This window comes from Neorhizobium populisoli, from assembly GCF_019430945.1.
Classification (GTDB): Bacteria; Pseudomonadota; Alphaproteobacteria; order Rhizobiales; family Rhizobiaceae; genus Neorhizobium; species Neorhizobium populisoli.
The window spans coordinates 810997-830049 of the sequence record NZ_JAHYCB010000001.1; the positions used below are offsets into that span (position 1 = coordinate 810997).

Below are 19053 nucleotides of genomic sequence, written 5' to 3' on the forward strand. Positions count from 1 at the left end.
CAATCAGTCGAGCCGGTCGTAGCTGATCAGGTCGAGCTGCGGCGCACCGGTCTTCAGGATGGTGTCGCGGGCGATGAAGGCATAACGCTTGCCCTCTTCCAGCGGTACCGGCATCAGCGCCGGCACGTCGAGATTGACGTAGAGCACGACATCCTTACCATCCGGCGTCCGCACCTGCATGGCCGGACCGACGAAGCGCGAGCGCGGCTCGTTGACCATCAGCTTACGGTCATTGATGTCCGGCGATTTCGAGACGATGGTGGCGTCGACGCGAAGCAGCTTCTGGAAGATCGGGTCCTTGGCCGGGTCGAAAGGCGTCGTCGCCTTGGCGCGGTCCTCGCGGTTCTTCGCGTCAGCCACAGAATAGGCGGCAAAGCTCGGATAACGCACATACCATTCCAGCGACTGCGTCTGCCGCATGATCCGATAGGCGGCATCGGCAATGGTCGAGCTGACCTTCTGCGGCTGGCCACCGCCGGCCACCAGTTCCAGATAGCTTTCCAGCCGGCGTTTGACGGAATCATCGTTCTCGAACAGCACGGTGAGGCCCGGGCCGAGCGCGAGACCCGTCTCCTTGGTCGAAGGCGAGACAACCAGCACGGCACCGTTGCCGACATCGAGCTTGCCGACGCGCAGCTGCCGCATCACGTCCAGCGCATATTGATCGGGTGTGCGGCCCTGCAAATCCTCGGCAACGATGGTGACGATCTCGACATTAGCGGCGGCGGCGAACTGGAAGGCAATCTGCTGCAGCCTGTCGCGGACATCCGGATCGAAGACGCCCACCTCGTCATAAACGAAACGGTCGAATTTCGAGGGCGTGGCATCGGCGGCAAGTTTCGGCACATGGTCGATGACTGCCGGGCGGATCGCTTTCGGGGCGGCATTCGGGTTCGGCATCTGTATGCCGTCGAAGGGACCAGGAATCTGCGGCATCGGTACGGCGCCCGTCGTATCCGGCGCTGCCGCCGTATTGCCGGAGGCAGCCGCTACGGACGGCGGCACGGCGGCAGTGGTCTGCGGCTCTACCTGTTGGGGAACATTCGGCGCTCGCGGCTCGGCAGCAGCGACGACCTGATCGTCGCCGCATTTCTCCCGCTGCTGCTCGCAGGATTGCGTCCAGCCGGCCTCGACCGCCGCCAGTCGCTTCTTGCGGCCGGGATGGGTCGGGCCGTCCGCTTCGGGAATCAGCGTGGCGATCGCCTTTTCCGCCTGCGGCAGGGTGGCGCCCATCTTGAACAGCACGAAGCCGGAGAACTTGTCCGCCTCCAGCTCGATCGGCGGCTGGCTGCCGCCGGGGATCAGCGTGTGGCCGGAAAGGTGGTGGCCGATCTCATGGGCGAGGATCGAGGTACCCGGCCAGTCACTCTCGCCGGTCGCCTGCGCGACTTGCTGCATGAACTTGCGGTTATAGGCGATGACACGCTTCGGAATACCGTCCTGCCCCAAAACGATGATTGCCGCGGCATTCGGCACGTCGCTTTCCATGATCGTGAAATTCTGCGGCAGGCCGGTATAACGCATGATGCGGCCGACGGCGGCTGCGCCCTCAGCCTCGGTCGAGGCTTTCATGGCCTTGGCATCCACCTTCAGCGCCTTGCCGTCATAGGAGCAGGCCTGCAGCATGGCGGAAAGCTGGTTGGTTAGTTCTTTTTCGTCAGCCTCTTTGGTTTTCGCCTTGTCCTGTTTCACTTCCTTTTCGGCGGAAGGTTTGGGAAGCTCGGCCTGCGCCACTAGCGTGCCCTGCTCGGCCTGATCCAGTTTCGAAAAAATCGGATCGCAGATCGCCTTGTCTTCGCTTGTCGGCCAGAGGCTCGTGGAATTCGCAGCCGCCGCTTGGTGGGCGAGAAGCGATCCGGCGGCCATGCCGGCGCATAGAAGAACAGTTCTCATGGTTCCTACCTTTCATGTCATTGTTCGGATCAGGAAAGTTGCGCCAGGACGATGCGGATGACGGCGCGGGCGTAAAGATAGAAAAGACCCTCCTTGGTCAGGTAAAACAGGCCGGCGCCGATGGCCGGCCACCACCATTGTTGTCGCCAATCAATGGCGAAAAACTGACCGAAGGCGAAAAATACGATCACCGCCTCGATCCACGGCATGTAATAGCCTGTGTAGAAGCGGTGCGACTTGACCAGTTGCACGTTGGAATCGAAGAGCAGCGGCGAAATATTGACGATGCTGGCGACGATGATGACGAAATGGGTGTAGGTGGCCAGCACCAGATGTTCGATGAAATTGAAACCCTGCCGCGACCAGAACACGATGTTGGACGCGATCAGCACCGCCAGGATGCCCAACGAAAACGACCATTTCGACCAGGACTGCACCAGTTCGACAGCCTTGCTCAGCCGCGCATCGTCGGTGCCGAGATAATCCACCTGGGCGATGAGAAGCAGCAGCACGACGATCGCGGCCAGCAGCAGTTTCAGCGGGTGCGTATGGCTCTTGCGCTGGCCGAGCACATATTCGCGCGCCACGGCGCCGGGCTTCAGCACGACGCGGAAGGCGGATTTCACCATGTCCGCCTCGAACCAGCGGATCTTCTCCCAGGCTTCTTCGCGCAAGTGAGATGAGCCGAGACGCTCGGCCTTCTTCTGCCCGCAGGCATGGCAGAATTTGTCTTCGAGAGGTGCCCCGCAGTTGCGGCAGATCGCGGCTTCGAAAAAGCCGTTCGTGATGCGGGAAATGTCGTTTGCCGGGGGCTTTTCAGTCAATACGGCAATCCAGAAGGGTCCAACTGCTATTCGAGATAGTCGAATGGCTTGCCCCTCACCCTAACCCTCTCCCCGCACGCGGGGAGAGGGGACGTGCCCCGCTCGGTCCTCGAGATCAGGAAACCGGTGCGGCATATGCTCTTCTCCCCGTCTGGACGGGGAGAAGGTGCCGGCAGGCGGATGAGGGCAAACCTCGCATTCAACTATCCAGAATTCGATATGGGCCGCTCTAGCGAAAAGCCAAGTCTTGAGAGGAAGGTGCGGGAATGACCGGTCCCGCCGCCGGTTTTATTTATCCGCCGGTTCCAGCGCCCGGGTGACGATGGTGGAGACCAGCACGTCGAGCGCATCGACGATGATCATGTCCTTGCCCATGCGATCCACCAGCAGAGAAAGTTCCGTGCAGGCGATTGCCAGAACATCGATATCGTCGGCAACCAGTTCGCGGGCGAGCGCGTTGAAATCCGCCGCCAGCTTATCGGTTGCGCCCTCCGCCTTGACGCCGCGGATGATCCGCATGACCTCATCCTGGCGTTTGGGATAACGGGTTTCGATGTCGAAAGCATCAAAGGCCTTTTCGAACATGCCGAGCTGCAGCACTGCCGTCGAGGCCAGCATACCCACCTTGCGAACCGGCTCGGGCCGCGCGGCAATCGCTTCGGCCGTCAGCGTCACCATGTTGAGAAGCGGGACGCCGACCGAGGCGGCGATGTCGTCCGCATAACCATGCGCCGTGTTGCAGGCGATGGCGAGCATGGTGGCGCCGGAGGCTTCCAGCCCCTTGGCCATCCGCACCAGTTCTTCGCGCGGGCTCGGCCCCGTGCGGTTGATCAGCGCGTCGATGCGCGACGGGACTTTTGGGTTCTGGTCGACGATCAGGTGGATATGGTCGACGTCGTCGGAGGCGGGCGTCGCCTCCATCACCCGGCGCATCAGGTCGATGGTGGCTGCCGGTCCCATGCCGCCGAGCACGCCGACGATCGGATGTTTCGGCGGGGAATAGGGTTCTGCCGCGCCATCCGAAAACGGCGCGGTGATCGTGTCGGCAGACATCAGCCGTTGCTCTGGAAGTCGTTGGCGTAACCGAACAGGCCGACCGAGCCGCCGGTATGCAGGAAAACGATGTTTTCGCCCTTCTTGAAGAAGCCCTTCTTGCAGAGGTCGATCAGGCCGGCCATGCCCTTGCCGGAATAGACCGGGTCGAGAAGGATACCGTCGGTGCTGGCCAGCGTGCGGATCGCCTCGATCGTGCTGGGCGCCGGGAAGCCGTAACCTTCGCCGACATAATCGCAGTTGGCGACGATATCTTCGCGCTTGACGGCGCCGGGGATGTCCAGCTTGTCACAGGTTTTGGCGGCAAGCGCGAAGACGTTTTCTTCCTGCTTTTCCTTCGGCGCGCGGACGCCAATGCCGAGGACCGGAATTCCGCTGCGGATGCCGGTCAAGCCGACGACAAGACCGGCCTGGGTGCCGGCACTGCCGGTCGCATGCACGACATGGTCGACGCGCAGGTTCAGCGCATTGGCCTGATAGACGAGCTCGATGCCGGCATTGACGTAGCCCAGCGCACCGGTCGGGTTGGAGCCGCCGCCGGGGATCGCGTAGACCTTGCGGCCTTCGCTACGCATGCGGGCGGCGACCTTCTCCATTTCGCCGTTCATGTCCGGATTGGCGGCACAGCGCTCGATCGTCGCGCCATGCAGGCGGTCGAGCAACACGTTACCGTTCTCGGTATATTCGAAGCTGGTCTTCTTGGTGCGGTCCTCGAGCAGGATGTGGCAGGCCATGCCGAGCTTGGCGGCGGCAGCGGCCGTCTGGCGCGCGTGGTTGGATTGGGTGGCGCCCTGGGTGATGACCGTATCGGCACCTTCGGCGACGGCTTCCGCCATCAGGTATTCCAGCTTGCGGGTCTTGTTGCCGCCGCTCGACAGGCCGGTGCAGTCGTCGCGCTTGATCCAGATTTCCGGACCGTTCAAGAGCTTCGTCAGGCCATCCAGCCGTTCAAGCGGCGTCGGAAGGTGTGCGAGGGATACGCGCGGATAGCGGCCGAGGTTCATCATGTCAGCGATCTCTGTCTGTCAATGGAAATACGGGTGCCGCCGGACAGCGTCACTCCTCCGATAAAGTTGGCAGGTCTTCTAAAAAAATCTCCCGCGCTATCTATGCATCCGCTGCGGCTGGAGGCAACCCCGCCGAGGTTGTATGACGAAACTACATTCGCATCTGTTTTGATGAACGCGTTTCTGGAGGACCAGTGGATAGACCCTTGTATGACGGCGATATTTTCGCGGATTATTTCCAGATCTATCTGCGTGACGAGGCGCATCCTGACCTGCCAGACGACTATTCCGACGAGGTCATGACGCACCGCCTCATGGTCGGCTCGCATGGGATCGTGATGCACACGGCGCGCAACATGGAGGTTCCGGTTCGCGTCAAGTGGGCCTCGCAACGGCCGGACTCCGATCTCGAGGCTTTTCAGCATGTGGTCGAAGCGGGGTTCCTGTGCCCCACAGGCCGGCTGATCCTCGCCGGCATGACCGATGCGGAGGAGACCGCGCCGCTTCTGAGCGTCGATGCGGGACCACTTGGGGTGCGGCTGAGTGCGCTGGGTCTTGATACGCTGAGCGAGGATGGACTGGAAGGGCAAGACCGCTATCTCCTGCAGCTCTGGCCGGCAGCCGAAACGGGAACATTGCGCGTCCTGAAGGGTTGGCAATCTGCCTAGAGCCGCTGCAAATGCCGGTGACACGCCAGTCATCCCCAACCCTTGAGTTGCATCGACGGAACCGCATTGCCGCAAAAACGGTTTTTCTATAGTCAGTTGCCATCGAGCGCGGCATCTGGCCGGAAATCCGGCAGGTTTTCGGAAGATGCGCCGCAGGCTCATTGGATTTGAAAGAGCGCCCGCGCCTCCGGAAGAAGGCACGGCGCTCTCAAGAGGAGAACCCGGTTGATCAACCTTTTCGACACTATCCGAAACACGCTCGTGCCGATCCATAAGGAAGGCTACGTCTTCGTGGCCGCCTTTTTCATCGCATCGCTGATCCTCGGATATATCGCCGAACCGCTGTTCTGGATCGGCCTCGTACTGACCTTGTGGTGCGCCTATTTCTTCCGCGACCCGGAACGCGCCGTGCCGCAGGACGACGACCTGATCCTCAGCCCCGCCGACGGCCGCATCAGCCATGTCGCCGTGGTCGTGCCTCCGGTCGAGCTGCAGCTCGGCTCCGAGCCGATGCTGCGCATCTCGGTGTTCATGAACGTGTTCGATTGCCACATCAACCGCTCGCCGGTGCGCGGCCAGGTTTCCCGCATCGAGTATCGCCCGGGTCAGTTCGTGAATGCCGAGCTGGACAAGGCTTCGGAAGATAACGAGCGCAATGGCCTCGTCATCGACAGCCGTCACGGCAAGGTGGGCGTCGTGCAGATCGCCGGCCTCGTGGCACGCCGCATCGTCTGCTGGGTGAAGCCGACCGAGCCGGTCAATGCCGGCGAGCGTTTCGGCCTGATCCGTTTCGGCTCGCGCCTGGACGTCTTCGTGCCGGCCGGCGGCCAGCCCCGCGTTTCCGTCGGCCAGCTGGCGATCGGCGGCGAGACGGTGCTTGCCGAGTTCGGCTCGACCAAGGGCCCGATCATCAGCCGTCGCACGTAAAGACAAGAAGGACGAACGCCCATGGAGACGCCCGCCCAGCCCCCTCATGATCCGGCATCCCCGAATCCGGCTTCTCAAAACACGCCCTCAGCCAAGTCGAACAATAACGACGAGGCACGCGGACCGCGTTTTCGAGAAATCCCGCTTCGGCTGATGATCCCGAACCTGATCACCGTGCTGGCGATCTGCGCGGGTCTGACGGGCATCCGGCTGGCGTTCGAAGGGCGTTATGAGCTGGCGGTCGCCATGGTTCTGCTCGCTGCCTTCCTCGACGGCATCGACGGGCGCGTGGCGCGGCTTCTAAAGGCGACGTCGAGCTTCGGCGTGCAAATGGATTCGCTGGCCGACATCATCAATTTCGGCGTGGCCCCTGCCCTTGTCTCCTATGCCTTCCTGCTCGACGGCGCGCATTCGATGGGCTGGATCGCCTGCCTGCTCTACGCGATCGCCGCCGGTCTTCGCCTTGCCCGTTTCAACGTGATGGCGGAACGCGACGTGAAGGCGCCGTGGCAATCGGAATTTTTCGTCGGGGTGCCGGCGCCGATGGGGGCGATGCTGGTGATGCTGCCGGTCTATCTCGGCTTCCTCGGCGTACAGCCGTCGCCCTTCTTCGTTTATGCAAGCGTCGCCTATACGCTGCTGATCGGTTTTCTGCTGGTTTCCCGCCTGCCGGTCTGGTCCGGCAAGGCCGGCAAGATCCGCCGCGATCTCATGTTGCCGGTACTTCTCGTCGCCGTGCTCTATGTGGCTCTGCTGATGAGCTATACATGGGAAATCCTCTCCGTCACCGTCGTCGCCTATCTCTGCATCCTGCCCTTCAGCGCCCGCGCCTGGCAGCGCCGTTTCGGTACGATTACAATCGAGGATGAGAGCACGCATGTCTGAGTGAGCTAAAGCGCTTTGCGCTTTAGCTTTCTGTTTATCGATGTCGTTGTCGCAAAACCGCTTACACTTTTGCGCGCCAGGCTTTGAAAACTCGGTAAGTTGCAACTTCCGCGCAACAGTTTCCCGCAAGATGAAAGATTTATGAAGGTTGGGCGACGGTGCCGCTTGTCGGCCACGAATCTGCCTGCTTTCATAGCGAAAGCCGCGATCGCCGTCAGTGCAGAAACAGAATCGCGTGTCGAGAGGAGACAGCCATGAGCACCGAGAAGAAAAACGCCGTTAAACCGGAAATCACCACCCCTTACCGTCCGCTCGGCCTGAAGGCCGTTGCAGCAGCAGCGCTGATGCTGAAGCGCAAGCCGAAGCTTACCCCGACCGGCTGAGCCCAGGACGATACCGGGACCAGGTCTGGCCTGGTTACGATCAGATCATGACGACCTGTACCCGCCATGCGGCGGGTCTGACAGCCACGATCAGAACAGCGACATTTGCGAAGGGTCGGGCTTCTTACCCTTCGAAACCTCCTGCGCCGGCCCATCCTGAAGCTCCGCCACGGCAACCGGCTTCTGGATCTCCGGCCCCATGTTCGAGACCTTGTTGACGAGGTCCGAGACCGGCAGGGCTTCGAAGAAATCCTCCTGAACCGGCAATATCAGATCTTCCACGTGACGCGGTTCCTGCGTCTTGCAATCCAGCCAGCGCTCGAAATCTTCCGGCTGAATAACGACTGGCATGCGGTCGTGGATATGCCGGATAGCGGCATTCGCCTTGGTGGTCATGATCGCGGCGGTATCGATTTCCGAACCATCCGCCGAGGACCAAGTTTCCATCAGTCCCGCAAAGGCGACCACCCCACCCTTTTTCGGCCGCACCCAATAGGCCTGCGGCTTGACGCCACTTTCCTTGGGCGGCCGCCGCCATTCATAAAACCCGCTGGCGGGAATCAGGACGCGGCGGTGGCGCATGGCTGCCCGAAACGAGGCCTTTTCGGCGGCCGTCTCCGAACGGGCGTTGATCAGCAGCGGAAAATCCTTCGGGTCTTTCACCCAGCCCGGCAGGAAACCCCAGCGGGCCAGGAAAGCGCGCCGCTCTGGCAGGTTGCTCCCCGGCTCGCGGCGCTCCGACGACATCACGACGATGATCGGCTGGGTCGGCGCAATATTGTAGCGCTCCGGGAAATCGTCCTCTCCCAGCGCACCTAGAAATTCGATAACAGCCTTGGAATGCGCCGTCAGGGCGAAGCGTCCGCACATGCGGGATTAGATGGCACCGGCGATGAAGTCGGTCAAGCGCTACGGGGCCCGAACAGAATGACCGCGCCGCCGACGAGGCAGATGGCGGTGCCGAGAATATCCCAGCGATCCGGCACGCGGGCTTCGACGGCCCAGAGCCACAGGATGGAAGCGAGGATATAGATCGCACCATAGGCCGCATAGGTCCGCCCTGCTGCCTCGCTCGGCACCAGCGCCAGCACTCCGGCGAAGGCGATCAGGGACGCGACGCCCGGTACCAGCCACCAGACCGGTTTATCCAGCCGGAACCACGCCCAGAAGGCGAAACAGCCGGCGATCTCGGCAAGCGCTGCGAAGGCGTAGAAGGCATAGGTTTTCATTGGGGGCGCCGGCTCATTGTTTTCAAAAGATTTAGCCGAGGCAGATGAGAATGTAAATTTCTAGCTTACATCCATTGACGATCCGTAAGCTGAATGCTTACATATCTCAATGATCAGATCCTTCAAGAACAAGGCGCTGGCAGCCTTGTTTGAGACCGGCAAGACTGGGAAAATCGATGCGAAGATGCATAAACGCATCCTCGTGAGGCTTGACCGTCTTGAGGCGGCGGAACGGCCGGAAGATATGAACCTTCCAGGATTTGATTTTCACGCACTCAACGGTTTCAACCCGACGCGTTATACGGTTCATGTCAACGGCCCGTGGTGCATTACATTCGAGTTCGACGGCAAAGATGCCGTACGCGTCGATCTTGAGCAGTATCATTGAAGCGGCAATATACAGGGACACATCGATGGCAGATCATGAAGTGAAAAGGCCGATTCAGCGTTGCCCCTCCCATCCTGGTGCGCTTCTGGAAGACATCATTCCGGCGACAGGCAAGACGAAGGTGGAAATCGCCGAATTGTTGGGCATTTCTCGCCAACAGCTCTACGACATCCTGCGCGAGCGCAAGCCGGTTTCTCCGAATGTCGCCGCCCGGCTTGGCAAGATGTTTGGCGATGGCGCCGCGATCTGGCTGCGCATGCAGGCAGCCTATGATGCATGGCACGCAGAGCGGGACGTGGATGTCAGCAATATACCAACGCTGAGCGCTGCCTAGCCATTCCCGCTGAACTGAAAGTTTCCAATGCCCTCCTCCCCACAAGCGGCCTCCTCCGCCATTCTCGAACGCGATGGACGTTTCCTGCTGATCCGGCGCATCAACCCGCCGATGGCCGATCTTTACGCCTTTCCAGGCGGGCGCGCCGAGCCGGGGGAAACGCCGGAGGAGACAGCGGTGCGGGAGTTTCTGGAGGAAACCGGGATTGCAGTGCGCAATCCCGTGCTGTTTGCCACTTATGACCTGAAGAGCGAACGCCAGGGCGGGCCGCATTTCATGCTTTCCGTCTTCAAGGTGGAGGCGGATGCGGATATCGAGGCAGTCGCTGCGGATGATGCGGCCGATGCCGGCTGGTACACGGTCGAGGAAATCCGCCGCCTTCCCGTGCCACCCAGTGTGCGCGAATGTGCGGAAAGGCTGGCAGTCGAGATCGCCGCCCGCTAAGAAAAGAGCAAAGCTCCGCGCCGGAACCCCTTGATGAAGCTTATTGTGCGACTTCTGACTATCTGCCTTGTCTGCATCTCGCAGATCGGCCCGCTCTGGGCGCAGTCAAACCGGCAACAGCAGGCCGCTCCGCCTCCACCCCCGCCGCCGGCCGAGGAGAAGCCGGCGCCCTACGACACACAGATGACGCGGCTGGCGGAGGTTTTGGGGTCCATTCAATATCTGAGAACGCTTTGCGGGGTCTCGACGACCGAATGGCGGGCGGCTATGCAACAGCTTCTTGATTCCGATACCGGCAACGAGCCGAGGCGGCGGGAAAAACTGACGGCGGCCTTCAATCGCGGCTACCGCTCCTTTGCCGCCGTGCATACGTCTTGCACGGATGCCGCAAGGACTGCAGAGGAGCGCTACCGTAACGAAGGCGCAACACTTGCCGCGGAAATCGCCGCCCGCTTTGGAAATTAGCGGATTATTTACCTCTTTTCGCAGGAAGCCGTGTCGTTTTGATAAAAGGCTGATAAAGTTTTTAACGAGCTAGTAAGAAAACGGGCACACCGAGGACTAGAGTAATGATGCAGACAGGCCGCAACGACATCGACGACATGATCGCCCATGAGAAGATGCAGGCTGCCTTGGAATATCAGAGCGAGGCATGGGCCGACGGCCGTGCAGACGGCATCGAAACCGAGATCATTGCCGACGCCGCTCTGGTGCTTGCCATGCGGGAAACGATTCGCCTGCATGGGGAAACCGGTGCCGAGGCCATGCTCGAATCACTGAGAAGCCGCATGCTTGCCGGTGAATTTTCGCCAGAGCGCTCGATTCAATAAACAAACAGAGGTTTCCATGCGAAGCGCAGCGGGAACGACGACAGTAAAGACATTCGCCCGCCTTGCCGGGACTGCCATGCTGGCGGCAACGACCGTTCTTTCGTCCGGTGGTTATGCGCTGGCATTGTCGCAGCTGCAGCCTGCTGCGGAAGCGCCAAGGCAGACGAAGCCGGCTCAGGAAAAGCCGATCCTCGAAGCTTTCGAAGGAACAACGCTGCCGAAGCCAGGCCCGGCCATCGATCGCTCAGCCCAAGCCGATCCGCAGCCTGCTCCTGCCAAACCGGCCGATCCGAAGCCCGCGGTGCCCGGCGATACGGCGAAGCCTGCGACGGAAAATGGCGCGCCGCTCGAAATCATCCGCGACCTCAGCAAGCTGCCGGCGCCCGTCAAGCATATGCGCGAGCAGATCGTCGAAGCTGCGGCTTCGGGCGATATCGAACGTCTGCGTCCGCTGTTTGGCACTGGTGCGTCTGCCGCCAACGTGATGAACAACGAGTTCGAGGACCCGATCGACGCGCTCAAGAATTTCTCGGGCGACGCAGGGGGGCAGGAAATCCTGGCGATCATGCTCGACATCCTGTCCACCGGCGCTGCGCATTTCGATACCGGCACGCCGGACGAGGCCTATGTCTGGCCCTATTTCAGCGGCAAGGCGCTCAACACGCTCACCCCGCCGGAACGCGTCGACCTACTCCGCATCGTCACCGCCGGTGACCTCGCCGGCATGGAAGAGAACGGCAATTACAATTTCTTCCGCCTCGGCATCAGCCCGGATGGGAAGTGGAAGTTCTTTTCCGGCGGGGATTGAGGGTCGAAGCCCGGTACCGCGCTGTACCGGGAGTATTTCCTCACTTGCGATTAAGACGCTTATCTCCGTCCCGCAAGGTGAGGGATAGAACGCCGCCGCACCGCCTACGCTCTCTGGAAATCAAGGCCGCAGTTTGAAAGCTACGATTGCTGCACACTGCCTGTTCCCTGCGGCAGAGTTTGCAAGATCGAGCTGTCAGCCAAGAGCCAGGCACTGGATTTCGCTGGTGAGAGATTCGCCTCAAGCCGCGCCCACATCGTCTCCCTCACATCTTGCCCCGCCCCTCCCGAAGTCTTAACTCTCAGCCTCAGACCAACCGGATTCGTGCGCCATGCCCGCCGCCTATCTTTCCACCAAAAGCCTGATCCGCCTGTCCGGCAAGGATGCGCAGGATTTCCTGCAGGGGCTGATCACCACCGATATCGATTCGCTGCCGGAAAACGAGGCGCGACCGGGCGCATTGCTGACGCCGCAGGGGAAAATCCTGTTCGATTTCCTGATCTGGCGTGATGGCGACGGCTTCCTGATCGAGACGGAGACCGCCCATCGCGAAGCGCTGATGCGCAGGCTGACGATGTACAAGCTGCGTGCGGCGGTTGAGATCGCCGCGGTCGCGGGAGGCGGCATCACCGTGTTCTGGGGCGATGAAGCCGGCAAGGCCACAGTGAAAGATGCGGCATTCGACAAGGCGGGCATCACACTGACCCGGGCATCCGGGAAGCTCGCCGACGGTTCGGAAGAGGCCTATCATGACCTGCGCATCGCGGCCGGCATTTCCGCTTCCGGTCATGATTATGGGCTGCAGGACGCCTTCCCGCACGACGTGCTGCTCGACAAGACCGGCGGGCTTTCCTTCCGCAAGGGCTGTTATGTCGGCCAGGAAGTCGTATCCCGCATGCAACATCGCGGTACGGCGCGTCGACGCCTGGCGATCGTTTCGGGCGCAAACGCCCTGCCCGCCTCCGGCACGGAAATCGTAGCAGGCGGCAAGCCGGTCGGTACGCTGGGTTCGGTCGCCGGAAACAAGGGGCTTGCGATCGTGCGGACAGATCGGGTCGGCGATGCGCTCACCCGCGATCTGCCGCTGACGGCCGGCGATGTTGTCTTGACATTGATCCTGCCCGAATGGACCGGGCTGTCATTCCCCACCGAGGTCCAAGAGGCAGAGACGTGACCTCCGATCCGGTTTCACCGAAGAAGGCTTCCGCACAGGCGCCACGCGCCTGGCAGCGCATGCTGTCCGGCCGGCGGCTCGATCTGCTCGATCCCTCGCCGCTCGATGTGGAGATTTCCGATATTGCCCACGGACTTGCCCGTGTTGCCCGCTGGAATGGCCAGACCCAGGGTGACCATGCCTTTTCGGTCGCGCAGCACTGCCTTGTGGTGGAGGAAGTTTTTCGCCGCAGCAACATGGCCTGCACGCCGCTCGCGCTGCAGATGACGCTGCTGCACGACGCGCCGGAATATGTCATCGGCGATATGATCTCGCCGTTCAAATCCGTGGTCGGCGGCGGATACAAATCGGTGGAGCTGCGGCTCGAAGCGGCGATCCACCTGCGCTTCGGCCTGCCGCCGCATCCGACACGTGACCTCAAGGCGCTGATCAAGAAGGCCGATACGGTGGCAGCCTATTTCGAGGCGACAGAACTTGCCGGCTTTTCCGTCACCGAGGCACGCAAATTCTTCGGCCAGCCACGCGGCATCAGTGCCGAGATGCTGCCGTTGAAGCCCATGCCGGCGCTGGAAGCGCAGCAGCGTTTTCTGGAGCGCTTCGAGGCGATCGAGGCTGAACGCGGGCCGCATGCGGAGGCCAAAGCGCCGAAAGCGAAGAAGGCGCCATGACGTCCATCGTTGTCTGCCCACTGCCCAGCATTGCCGAAATGGCGGTGCGGCATGGCGCCCGCGAAATGGTGAGCCTGATCGCGGAAAAGCAGGATTTTCACCGTCCGGGCGTGATTGCCGCGCACCGGCACCTGAAGCTTGCGATGAACGATATCGGTTTTGCCGGCACGGGCGATCTCGTAGCGCCAAGCGAAGAGCATGTGGAACGGCTGATCGGCTTCGTGCGCGAATGGGATCAATCGGCGCCGATCATCATCCATTGCTGGATGGGCGTGTCGCGTTCGCCGGCGGCGGCGGTCATCGCGGCGCTTTCGCTTCATCCGGAGGAAGACGATTTTGAACTCGCCGCACGACTGCGGAAAGTCGCGCCGCATGCGACGCCGAACACGAGGCTGATTGAGATCGGCGACACGATGCTCGGCCGCAGCGGACGTCTCGTCGCTGCCATAAAGAGCATCGGCCGCGGGGCGGAAACGGATGGGCGCGCATCCTTCACCCTGCCGCTAAAAATCTCGTCCTGAACCAAAAAGTTGAATTTTCCTAATTATTTAGACTGACTCGAAAAGCCGATTTTTCTCCTTGACCTCGCGGCCTTCTGCGCCAATTACGGCGCTTCGAAGGAAAGGAGAAAGCCGGATGGACCAGGCATCGGAATTCGTTGTCGCCACACGAGCCGCACTTGCGCAGCTCAGCGCACTTGCCGTGCAATATTCCTTCTCCGTCATCGGCGCACTGATCCTGCTGGTGCTCGGATGGCTGGCTGCGGGCCTGCTCAGTCGCTGGGCGCATCGCGGCCTCTCCAGCATTCATGGCATCGATGCGACGCTGTCGCAGTTCTTCTCGAACATCATCCGCTACGCGGTGCTGATCCTCGTCATCGTTATGGTGCTCGGGCAGTTCGGCGTGCAGACCGCTTCGGTGCTTGCGGCTCTCGGCGCGATCGGCCTGGCCGTCGGCCTCGCACTTCAGGGCACGCTGCAGAATATCGCAGCCGGCATCATGCTGCTCGTGCTGCGCCCCTTCCGGGTGGGTGAAAGCATCGAAACGGGCTCGGTCACCGGCACGGTCGTGGATGTCGGCCTGTTCGCCACCGAATTGAAGACTGCCGACGGCGTTTATCGGCTGGCGCCGAATTCGACATTGTGGAACGTGCCGGTCACCAATTTCAGCCGGCGGCAGACCCGCCGCAACGAGATTTCCGTCAGCATTCCGGCCGAGGACGACGTCGGGGCCGCCCAGCAGAATCTGCTGTCGATCGCTGCAAGCGACAAGCGCGTACTGAAGGACCCGACACCGATCGCCTATATGGCAGAGTTCGACGCGGGCAGCACAAAAGTGACGCTTCGTTACTGGACGCGAAGCAGCGATTGGTGGAATGCCAGCCGTGACCTCATGAAGGCCATCAAGGAGGCCTTCGACAAGGTGCCCGAACAGCAGATTCCAGACCCTCAGGTAATTGACCGCGATATTCCCGGCGAGAGCGGACCTCCTGCGCCTCAAGGCGCGGACGATCCGGCAATGCCGCGGACCTGAAGGAAAGGATGCGCCGGATCCGGCCTTTTACGAGGGGGCTGGATCCGGCGCGCAAATACGTCTCCAATAGTGTATAGCCCCGACCTCGACGCTCATCCGGCACGGAGGACTTCATGACGTCCTGGCGACCTTCCAAAACCATCCGCGTCATTGCGATCGGGCTTGCCTGGAAGGAAGGGCGGCTGCTCGCGAGCGAAGTGACCAGCCATGCCGGCAGCGTGATCGGCGTAAGGCCGATTGGCGGCGCAATCGAATTCGGAGAAACCCGTGAGCGGGCGCTGGTGCGAGAGTTCATGGAAGAACTCGGCGCTGAGGTGACTGTCACGGGCCCTTGGCACGCGATCGAAAACATCTTCGACTATGAAGGCTCGCAAGGTCACGAGATCGTCTTTGCTGCCGATATCGCATTTGCGGACACGAGCTTTTACGAGCGCGAGGACATCGTCTACCGGATCGAAAACGGCGCCAATATCCGGGCTGTCTGGGTCGATCCCGGAGAGCTCAAGCGGCGTGGCATCGCGCTCTATCCGACCGGCCTTGCGCGCGTCATCGGCTGGAAATGATTAGACAGCACTGACACTGTAATCCGCCGATCCCTTCCAGACGATATCCCAGGAGGCGCCGGGCCGGACATTGCGGATCGCCGCCGGCTCGAAGACCACGAGGCAGCGGCCGCCCGGCTGGCGCACGGACGGATAGATCAACCCGTCATGGCCTTCCCGGCGCAGCTTTTCCGCCAAAGCCTGCCCGGCTGGATATCCTCTCGCCGGATCGGGATCGAGCGCCGGATGGCCCTCCTCCCCGGTGATATCCGGATAGTCGCCGATGAAGTCGGCAACCAGTTCCACATAACGTGCGGTCTCGTCGAATACGCCGATGAAGCGCAGTTCACGCGTTTTGTGATAGGCGACCTCAGCAACCGAGGTCATGGTCTCCCAGCTGCAATACCAGGCGCCACGACTTTCGTCGTTGAAGCGGTTGCCGCCGGCGCGTGTATAGGTGAAGGCGGCATTGATATGGCTGTTGCCATAGACCTGCAGGTCGTGCTTGCGGCGTTTCCAGGCAAGTTCGCGGCGGTCGACATGCAGGTTCAGGCCCCGCTCGGCGGTCAGGCGGGCGCTGGTCATACCCTCGATCTCGGCAAGGATGTCCATCTCCATATCGCTATCCACCAGGCCGCGCAGGCTGGGCGGCTTGTGATAGGTCGCCGGGATGAGCCGCACGAGACCGCGGTCACTGATCGCGGTGACGATCACGCCCCGCCCCTCAGCGCATCGAGATAATTGCGGACCCTCAAGAACTGCGGCAGCCCCTCCTCGATCAGCGTATCGACCGGCCGGGCGCCGTTGAACAACGGTCCCTGGTTCGGCAGCGTCATCCACCGGGAGGCAATCGGTTCGCTGAAATAGAGTTTCAGCGCCTTGTAGATGCCGATAATCGCGCTCAGCCGCAGCAACTGATCCTTGCCCAGGGCGGCCGAATATCCCGGTTTTTTCGCACGCTTCCACGTGCTTTCCGACATATCCGCCAGTGCTGCGGCCTCATCGAGCGGGATGCCCCATTTGCTCATCACATTGCCGAACGCTTTCAGCGCGACAGAGGCAATATCGGCGGCGTCATGTTTTCGCGGTGCGGTTTCCACGGCAGATATCCTGTTTCATCTCGACACAATTTAGACCAAAAGAACCCGTTTTCAAGTCCATTTGACCACAAGATATGCGGCCGCACAAAAAAACCTCCCGCATTGCTGCGGGAGGTTTTGTTCATTCCATCAATATTCGAGAACTCAGAATTCCTGCCAATCCTGTGTGGCAAGGGCGGCATTGCCCTGAGCGCGCGGAGCCGGTGCGGAGGCGCGTGGGGCGCGGCTAGGCGACATGGTCGGGGCGGCCATGGCGGCGGCGGTGTGGCGCAGTGCGCTGGTGTGGTTGCTCGCCATGCCGTCGAGGCGGAAGCGGGCGACCAGTTCGCGCAGTTTCTGGGCTTCGAGGGCCAGCGTCGCGGATGCGGCGGTCGACTGTTCGACCATCGCCGCGTTCTGCTGGGTCGTCTGGTCCATGGAATTGACCGCCGAGTTGACTTCGGCAAGGCCGGTGGACTGTTCGCGGGAGGAGACGCTGATCGCCTCCATGTGCTGGTTGATCTCGGTGATGAAAGTGCCGATCGTGCCGAGCGCGTTACCCGCGTCGCGCACCAGCGCTACGCCGCTTTCCACCTGACCTTCGGAATTGCGGATCAGATCCTTGATTTCCTTGGCGGCCTTGGCGGAGCGCTGGGCAAGTTCGCGGACTTCCTGTGCGACGACGGCAAAGCCCTTGCCCGCCTCGCCGGCACGCGCGGCTTCGACACCGGCGTTCAGCGCCAGCAGGTTGGTCTGGAAGGCAATCTCGTCGATCACGCCGATAATGTTGGAGATCTGCTGCGAGGAAGACTCGATGCGGCGCATCGCCTCTTCCGCGTGGGTGACGACCGCAGCCGAATTGTTGGCGCTTTCGTTTGCCTTGGCGGCGACGGTGCGGGCCTCTTCGGTCCGCTTGGCGGAGTTGGAGACGTTGGCGGTGATCTCATCGAGCGCTGCCGCGGTCTCTTCGAGTGCCGCCGCCTGCTGCTCGGTGCGCTTCGACAGGTCGTTGGCGCCGGCGGAGATTTCGCGCGTGCCGTTGTCCATATTGCCGATGCTTTCGGAAATCGTCGAAAGCGTTTCGCCGAGCTGGCGAACCGACTGGTTGAAGTCGTGGCGAAGGCGCTCGAAATCGGGGGCGAATTCTTCGTTGAGCTGGAAGGCGAGATCGCCTTCCGCCAGCCGCTGCAGACCGGTGGCAAGGCCGGAGGTTGCGGCGCGCAGGCGCTCGGCGGCATCGGCTTCCGCCTGCTGCTGGGCAAGGATGCGATCCTGCTCGGCCTGATGGCGGGCGGTTTCGGCCTCCTCTTCGAGGCGCTTGTTGGCGATAGCGGCGCCGCGGAAGACTTCGACGGCTTCCGCCATCGTGCCGATTTCGTCGGTACGGCCGACGAAGGGGATCGGCGAAACCGTGTCGCCTTCGGCAAGCCTGCGCATGGAGGCGGTAATGCGAAGGATCGGGGTGGCGATGCCGCGGACCGCCAGAATGATCGAAAAGAGGCCGATCAGGCCGGTAATGATGCTCAGCGTGTAGAAGATCGCCAGAGCGTTCTCCTTGACCTCATCGGCCTCGGCGCCGACACGGCCGACAGCTTCGATATTGACCGCCACCAGCACGCTAGCGGCTTCGGCGATCTTGTTGCCGACGGGCTCGAGCTGGGTGTTGAAGGCAAGCTTCGCCGGCCTTTCGCTGCCGTTACGCGACAGGGTGACGATTTCGTCGCCAATCTTGACCAGGCTACCATAGCTGTCACGGATCACCTTCAGCGCGTCGGCCTGCCTGGCGTCGCTCGGGCCGGTCTGGCGGCCATATTCGTCCAGTGCCTTCTCGATGCGGCCGCGATTGGCCTTGATATCGGCCTCCGCCTTCAGCGCCGCGGCATTGTCCTGTGAAATGATGTGCTGGACATAGGCCAGCCGCAGCCCTGCCAGGGCACCGCTGATTTCCTTGGAATTGGACAGGCTCGGAATCCGCTCGGCGATGATCTTGTCGTTCTTGGCGTCGAGTTCGAACATCTGGTTGATGCCCGTATAGGTGAGTGCCGCGCATGAGGCCGACAGGGCTGCAAATGCGCCGATCAAAGACAATCTCACGGAAGGACGTTTCACGCGATACTCCAGCGTAGCGGGGATAAAATGATTTGCTGGACGCCAGAGTTGCTGCAAAACCCTTAAAGAAATGCTGCCAAATTTACCTAGCGTGCCCTTCGGGCAGGGTTTACAGCAACAAAAATTTCGAAGTCCGGCCTTTCGGCACCTGCTCATTCAATCATCTTCTCAGGAAATTTCGCCGGTCGCATGAGCGGGCGGAAGCGAACGGAAAAACTGTCACCTTCTCAACCACAGGAAGAAACCGGTCACCTGGCCTGCGGGCCGCGGCGTAA

Annotated in this window: 24 protein-coding genes; 15 read left to right on the forward strand and 9 right to left on the reverse strand. The window is 61.5% G+C overall.

From position 1 onward, the window contains the following. Positions 1-3: 3 nt before the first annotated feature. The 4 genes from KX729_RS04000 to cuyA all read right to left on the reverse strand — a co-directional run bounded on the left by KX729_RS04000 (position 4) and on the right by cuyA (position 4774). The gene (locus KX729_RS04000; RefSeq protein WP_219741116.1) at positions 4-1893 is read right to left on the reverse strand and encodes a TPM domain-containing protein; all 1890 of its coding nucleotides are present in this window, start codon (positions 1891-1893) and stop codon (positions 4-6) included. Between the two features lie 29 nt (positions 1894-1922). Beyond that, a complete protein-coding gene (locus tag KX729_RS04005; RefSeq protein WP_219741117.1) occupies positions 1923-2717 on the reverse strand; it encodes a DUF3667 domain-containing protein in 795 nt (264 codons plus the stop codon). 288 nt (positions 2718-3005) lie between these two features. Further along, positions 3006-3770: a cysteate racemase gene (gene cuyB, locus KX729_RS04010; protein WP_219741118.1), complete on the reverse strand. Its 765-nt coding sequence runs from the start codon at positions 3768-3770 to the stop codon at positions 3006-3008. Next, positions 3770-4774 carry a D-cysteate sulfo-lyase gene (gene cuyA / locus KX729_RS04015; RefSeq protein ID WP_219741216.1) on the reverse strand — a complete coding sequence of 335 codons (1005 nt, stop codon included), beginning with the start codon at positions 4772-4774 and terminating at the stop codon, positions 3770-3772. Before cuyA ends, cuyB begins: the two co-directional genes overlap by 1 nt. 197 nt (positions 4775-4971) lie before the next feature. Here cuyA and KX729_RS04020 point away from each other — a divergent pair, with 197 nt between their 5' ends. The 4 genes from KX729_RS04020 to KX729_RS34215 all read left to right on the forward strand — a co-directional run bounded on the left by KX729_RS04020 (position 4972) and on the right by KX729_RS34215 (position 7640). Then, on the forward strand, positions 4972-5445 hold the full coding sequence (locus KX729_RS04020; protein WP_219741119.1) for a hypothetical protein: 474 nt from the start codon (positions 4972-4974) through the stop codon (positions 5443-5445). 228 nt (positions 5446-5673) lie between these two features. Further along, entirely contained in the window at positions 5674-6372 is a 699-nt protein-coding gene (locus tag KX729_RS04025; protein WP_219741217.1) for a phosphatidylserine decarboxylase, read from the forward strand. A gap of 21 nt (positions 6373-6393) precedes the next feature. Continuing rightward, on the forward strand, positions 6394-7257 hold the full coding sequence (locus KX729_RS04030) for a CDP-alcohol phosphatidyltransferase family protein (RefSeq protein WP_219741120.1): 864 nt from the start codon (positions 6394-6396) through the stop codon (positions 7255-7257). 254 nt (positions 7258-7511) lie between these two features. Next, positions 7512-7640 carry a hypothetical protein gene (locus tag KX729_RS34215; RefSeq protein ID WP_281423207.1) on the forward strand — a complete coding sequence of 43 codons (129 nt, stop codon included), beginning with the start codon at positions 7512-7514 and terminating at the stop codon, positions 7638-7640. A 90-nt stretch (positions 7641-7730) separates the two neighbouring features. Here the strand turns inward: KX729_RS34215 and KX729_RS04035 are convergent, their stop codons facing one another. Together KX729_RS04035 and KX729_RS04040 are read right to left on the reverse strand one after the other, a co-directional pair. Then, positions 7731-8510: an SOS response-associated peptidase gene (locus KX729_RS04035; protein WP_219741121.1), complete on the reverse strand. Its 780-nt coding sequence runs from the start codon at positions 8508-8510 to the stop codon at positions 7731-7733. A gap of 32 nt (positions 8511-8542) precedes the next feature. Next, positions 8543-8869, reverse strand: a complete 327-nt coding sequence (locus KX729_RS04040) for a YnfA family protein (RefSeq protein ID WP_219741122.1) — start codon at positions 8867-8869, stop codon at positions 8543-8545. Positions 8870-8978: 109 nt separating this feature from the next. On the opposite strand from KX729_RS04040, the gene KX729_RS04045 reads away from it, so the two are divergent. The 11 genes from KX729_RS04045 to KX729_RS04095 all read left to right on the forward strand — a co-directional run bounded on the left by KX729_RS04045 (position 8979) and on the right by KX729_RS04095 (position 15611). Then, positions 8979-9257, forward strand: coding sequence for a type II toxin-antitoxin system RelE/ParE family toxin (locus tag KX729_RS04045; RefSeq protein ID WP_219741123.1), 279 nt, complete (start codon positions 8979-8981; stop codon positions 9255-9257). A 25-nt stretch (positions 9258-9282) separates the two neighbouring features. After that, complete coding sequence (locus KX729_RS04050) at positions 9283-9591, forward strand: HigA family addiction module antitoxin (RefSeq protein WP_219741124.1); 309 nt, start codon at positions 9283-9285, stop codon at positions 9589-9591. Between the two features lie 27 nt (positions 9592-9618). Continuing rightward, the gene (locus tag KX729_RS04055; protein ID WP_219741125.1) at positions 9619-10035 is read left to right on the forward strand and encodes an NUDIX hydrolase; all 417 of its coding nucleotides are present in this window, start codon (positions 9619-9621) and stop codon (positions 10033-10035) included. 33 nt (positions 10036-10068) lie between these two features. Next, positions 10069-10500, forward strand: coding sequence for a TIGR02301 family protein (locus KX729_RS04060; protein ID WP_219741126.1), 432 nt, complete (start codon positions 10069-10071; stop codon positions 10498-10500). Positions 10501-10607: 107 nt separating this feature from the next. Then, a complete protein-coding gene (locus KX729_RS04065) occupies positions 10608-10865 on the forward strand; it encodes a hypothetical protein (RefSeq protein ID WP_219741218.1) in 258 nt (85 codons plus the stop codon). 16 nt (positions 10866-10881) lie between these two features. After that, the gene (locus KX729_RS04070) at positions 10882-11673 is read left to right on the forward strand and encodes a hypothetical protein (protein WP_219741127.1); all 792 of its coding nucleotides are present in this window, start codon (positions 10882-10884) and stop codon (positions 11671-11673) included. Between the two features lie 331 nt (positions 11674-12004). Then, the gene (gene ygfZ / locus KX729_RS04075; RefSeq protein WP_219741128.1) at positions 12005-12847 is read left to right on the forward strand and encodes a CAF17-like 4Fe-4S cluster assembly/insertion protein YgfZ; all 843 of its coding nucleotides are present in this window, start codon (positions 12005-12007) and stop codon (positions 12845-12847) included. A 59-nt stretch (positions 12848-12906) separates the two neighbouring features. Beyond that, a complete protein-coding gene (locus tag KX729_RS04080) occupies positions 12907-13515 on the forward strand; it encodes an HD domain-containing protein (protein ID WP_246617403.1) in 609 nt (202 codons plus the stop codon). Then, positions 13512-14036: a tyrosine phosphatase family protein gene (locus KX729_RS04085; RefSeq protein WP_219741130.1), complete on the forward strand. Its 525-nt coding sequence runs from the start codon at positions 13512-13514 to the stop codon at positions 14034-14036. Before KX729_RS04080 ends, KX729_RS04085 begins: the two co-directional genes overlap by 4 nt. A gap of 115 nt (positions 14037-14151) precedes the next feature. Next, the gene (locus KX729_RS04090) at positions 14152-15048 is read left to right on the forward strand and encodes a mechanosensitive ion channel family protein (RefSeq protein ID WP_219741131.1); all 897 of its coding nucleotides are present in this window, start codon (positions 14152-14154) and stop codon (positions 15046-15048) included. A gap of 113 nt (positions 15049-15161) precedes the next feature. Next, complete coding sequence (locus KX729_RS04095; protein WP_219741132.1) at positions 15162-15611, forward strand: NUDIX hydrolase; 450 nt, start codon at positions 15162-15164, stop codon at positions 15609-15611. Here the strand turns inward: KX729_RS04095 and KX729_RS04100 are convergent, their stop codons facing one another. From KX729_RS04100 to KX729_RS04110, 3 genes are all read right to left on the reverse strand, one after another. Continuing rightward, complete coding sequence (locus KX729_RS04100) at positions 15612-16304, reverse strand: RES family NAD+ phosphorylase (RefSeq protein WP_219741133.1); 693 nt, start codon at positions 16302-16304, stop codon at positions 15612-15614. Then, positions 16301-16690, reverse strand: coding sequence for an MbcA/ParS/Xre antitoxin family protein (locus tag KX729_RS04105; RefSeq protein WP_219741134.1), 390 nt, complete (start codon positions 16688-16690; stop codon positions 16301-16303). The genes KX729_RS04100 and KX729_RS04105 overlap by 4 nt, the downstream gene beginning before the upstream one ends. Positions 16691-16834: 144 nt before the next feature. Beyond that, positions 16835-18778, reverse strand: coding sequence for a HAMP domain-containing methyl-accepting chemotaxis protein (locus KX729_RS04110; RefSeq protein WP_312990542.1), 1944 nt, complete (start codon positions 18776-18778; stop codon positions 16835-16837). Positions 18779-19053: the final 275 nt, after the last annotated feature.

Coding starts and splice junctions, on each gene's coding strand:
- KX729_RS04030 (WP_219741120.1), top strand. CDS start 6,394: ATGGAGACGCCCGCCCAGCCCCCTCATGATCCGGCATCCCCGAATCCG.
- KX729_RS04095 (WP_219741132.1), top strand. CDS start 15,162: ATGACGTCCTGGCGACCTTCCAAAACCATCCGCGTCATTGCGATCGGG.
- KX729_RS04035 (WP_219741121.1), bottom strand. CDS start 8,510: ATGTGCGGACGCTTCGCCCTGACGGCGCATTCCAAGGCTGTTATCGAA.
- KX729_RS34215 (WP_281423207.1), top strand. CDS start 7,512: ATGAGCACCGAGAAGAAAAACGCCGTTAAACCGGAAATCACCACCCCT.
- KX729_RS04060 (WP_219741126.1), top strand. CDS start 10,069: ATGAAGCTTATTGTGCGACTTCTGACTATCTGCCTTGTCTGCATCTCG.
- cuyB (WP_219741118.1), bottom strand. CDS start 3,770: ATGTCTGCCGACACGATCACCGCGCCGTTTTCGGATGGCGCGGCAGAA.
- KX729_RS04080 (WP_246617403.1), top strand. CDS start 12,907: ATGCTGTCCGGCCGGCGGCTCGATCTGCTCGATCCCTCGCCGCTCGAT.
- KX729_RS04045 (WP_219741123.1), top strand. CDS start 8,979: ATGATCAGATCCTTCAAGAACAAGGCGCTGGCAGCCTTGTTTGAGACC.
- KX729_RS04055 (WP_219741125.1), top strand. CDS start 9,619: ATGCCCTCCTCCCCACAAGCGGCCTCCTCCGCCATTCTCGAACGCGAT.
- KX729_RS04040 (WP_219741122.1), bottom strand. CDS start 8,869: ATGAAAACCTATGCCTTCTACGCCTTCGCAGCGCTTGCCGAGATCGCC.
- KX729_RS04065 (WP_219741218.1), top strand. CDS start 10,608: ATGCAGACAGGCCGCAACGACATCGACGACATGATCGCCCATGAGAAG.
- KX729_RS04070 (WP_219741127.1), top strand. CDS start 10,882: ATGCGAAGCGCAGCGGGAACGACGACAGTAAAGACATTCGCCCGCCTT.
- KX729_RS04000 (WP_219741116.1), bottom strand. CDS start 1,893: ATGAGAACTGTTCTTCTATGCGCCGGCATGGCCGCCGGATCGCTTCTC.
- KX729_RS04050 (WP_219741124.1), top strand. CDS start 9,283: ATGGCAGATCATGAAGTGAAAAGGCCGATTCAGCGTTGCCCCTCCCAT.
- cuyA (WP_219741216.1), bottom strand. CDS start 4,774: ATGAACCTCGGCCGCTATCCGCGCGTATCCCTCGCACACCTTCCGACG.
- ygfZ (WP_219741128.1), top strand. CDS start 12,005: ATGCCCGCCGCCTATCTTTCCACCAAAAGCCTGATCCGCCTGTCCGGC.
- KX729_RS04085 (WP_219741130.1), top strand. CDS start 13,512: ATGACGTCCATCGTTGTCTGCCCACTGCCCAGCATTGCCGAAATGGCG.
- KX729_RS04090 (WP_219741131.1), top strand. CDS start 14,152: ATGGACCAGGCATCGGAATTCGTTGTCGCCACACGAGCCGCACTTGCG.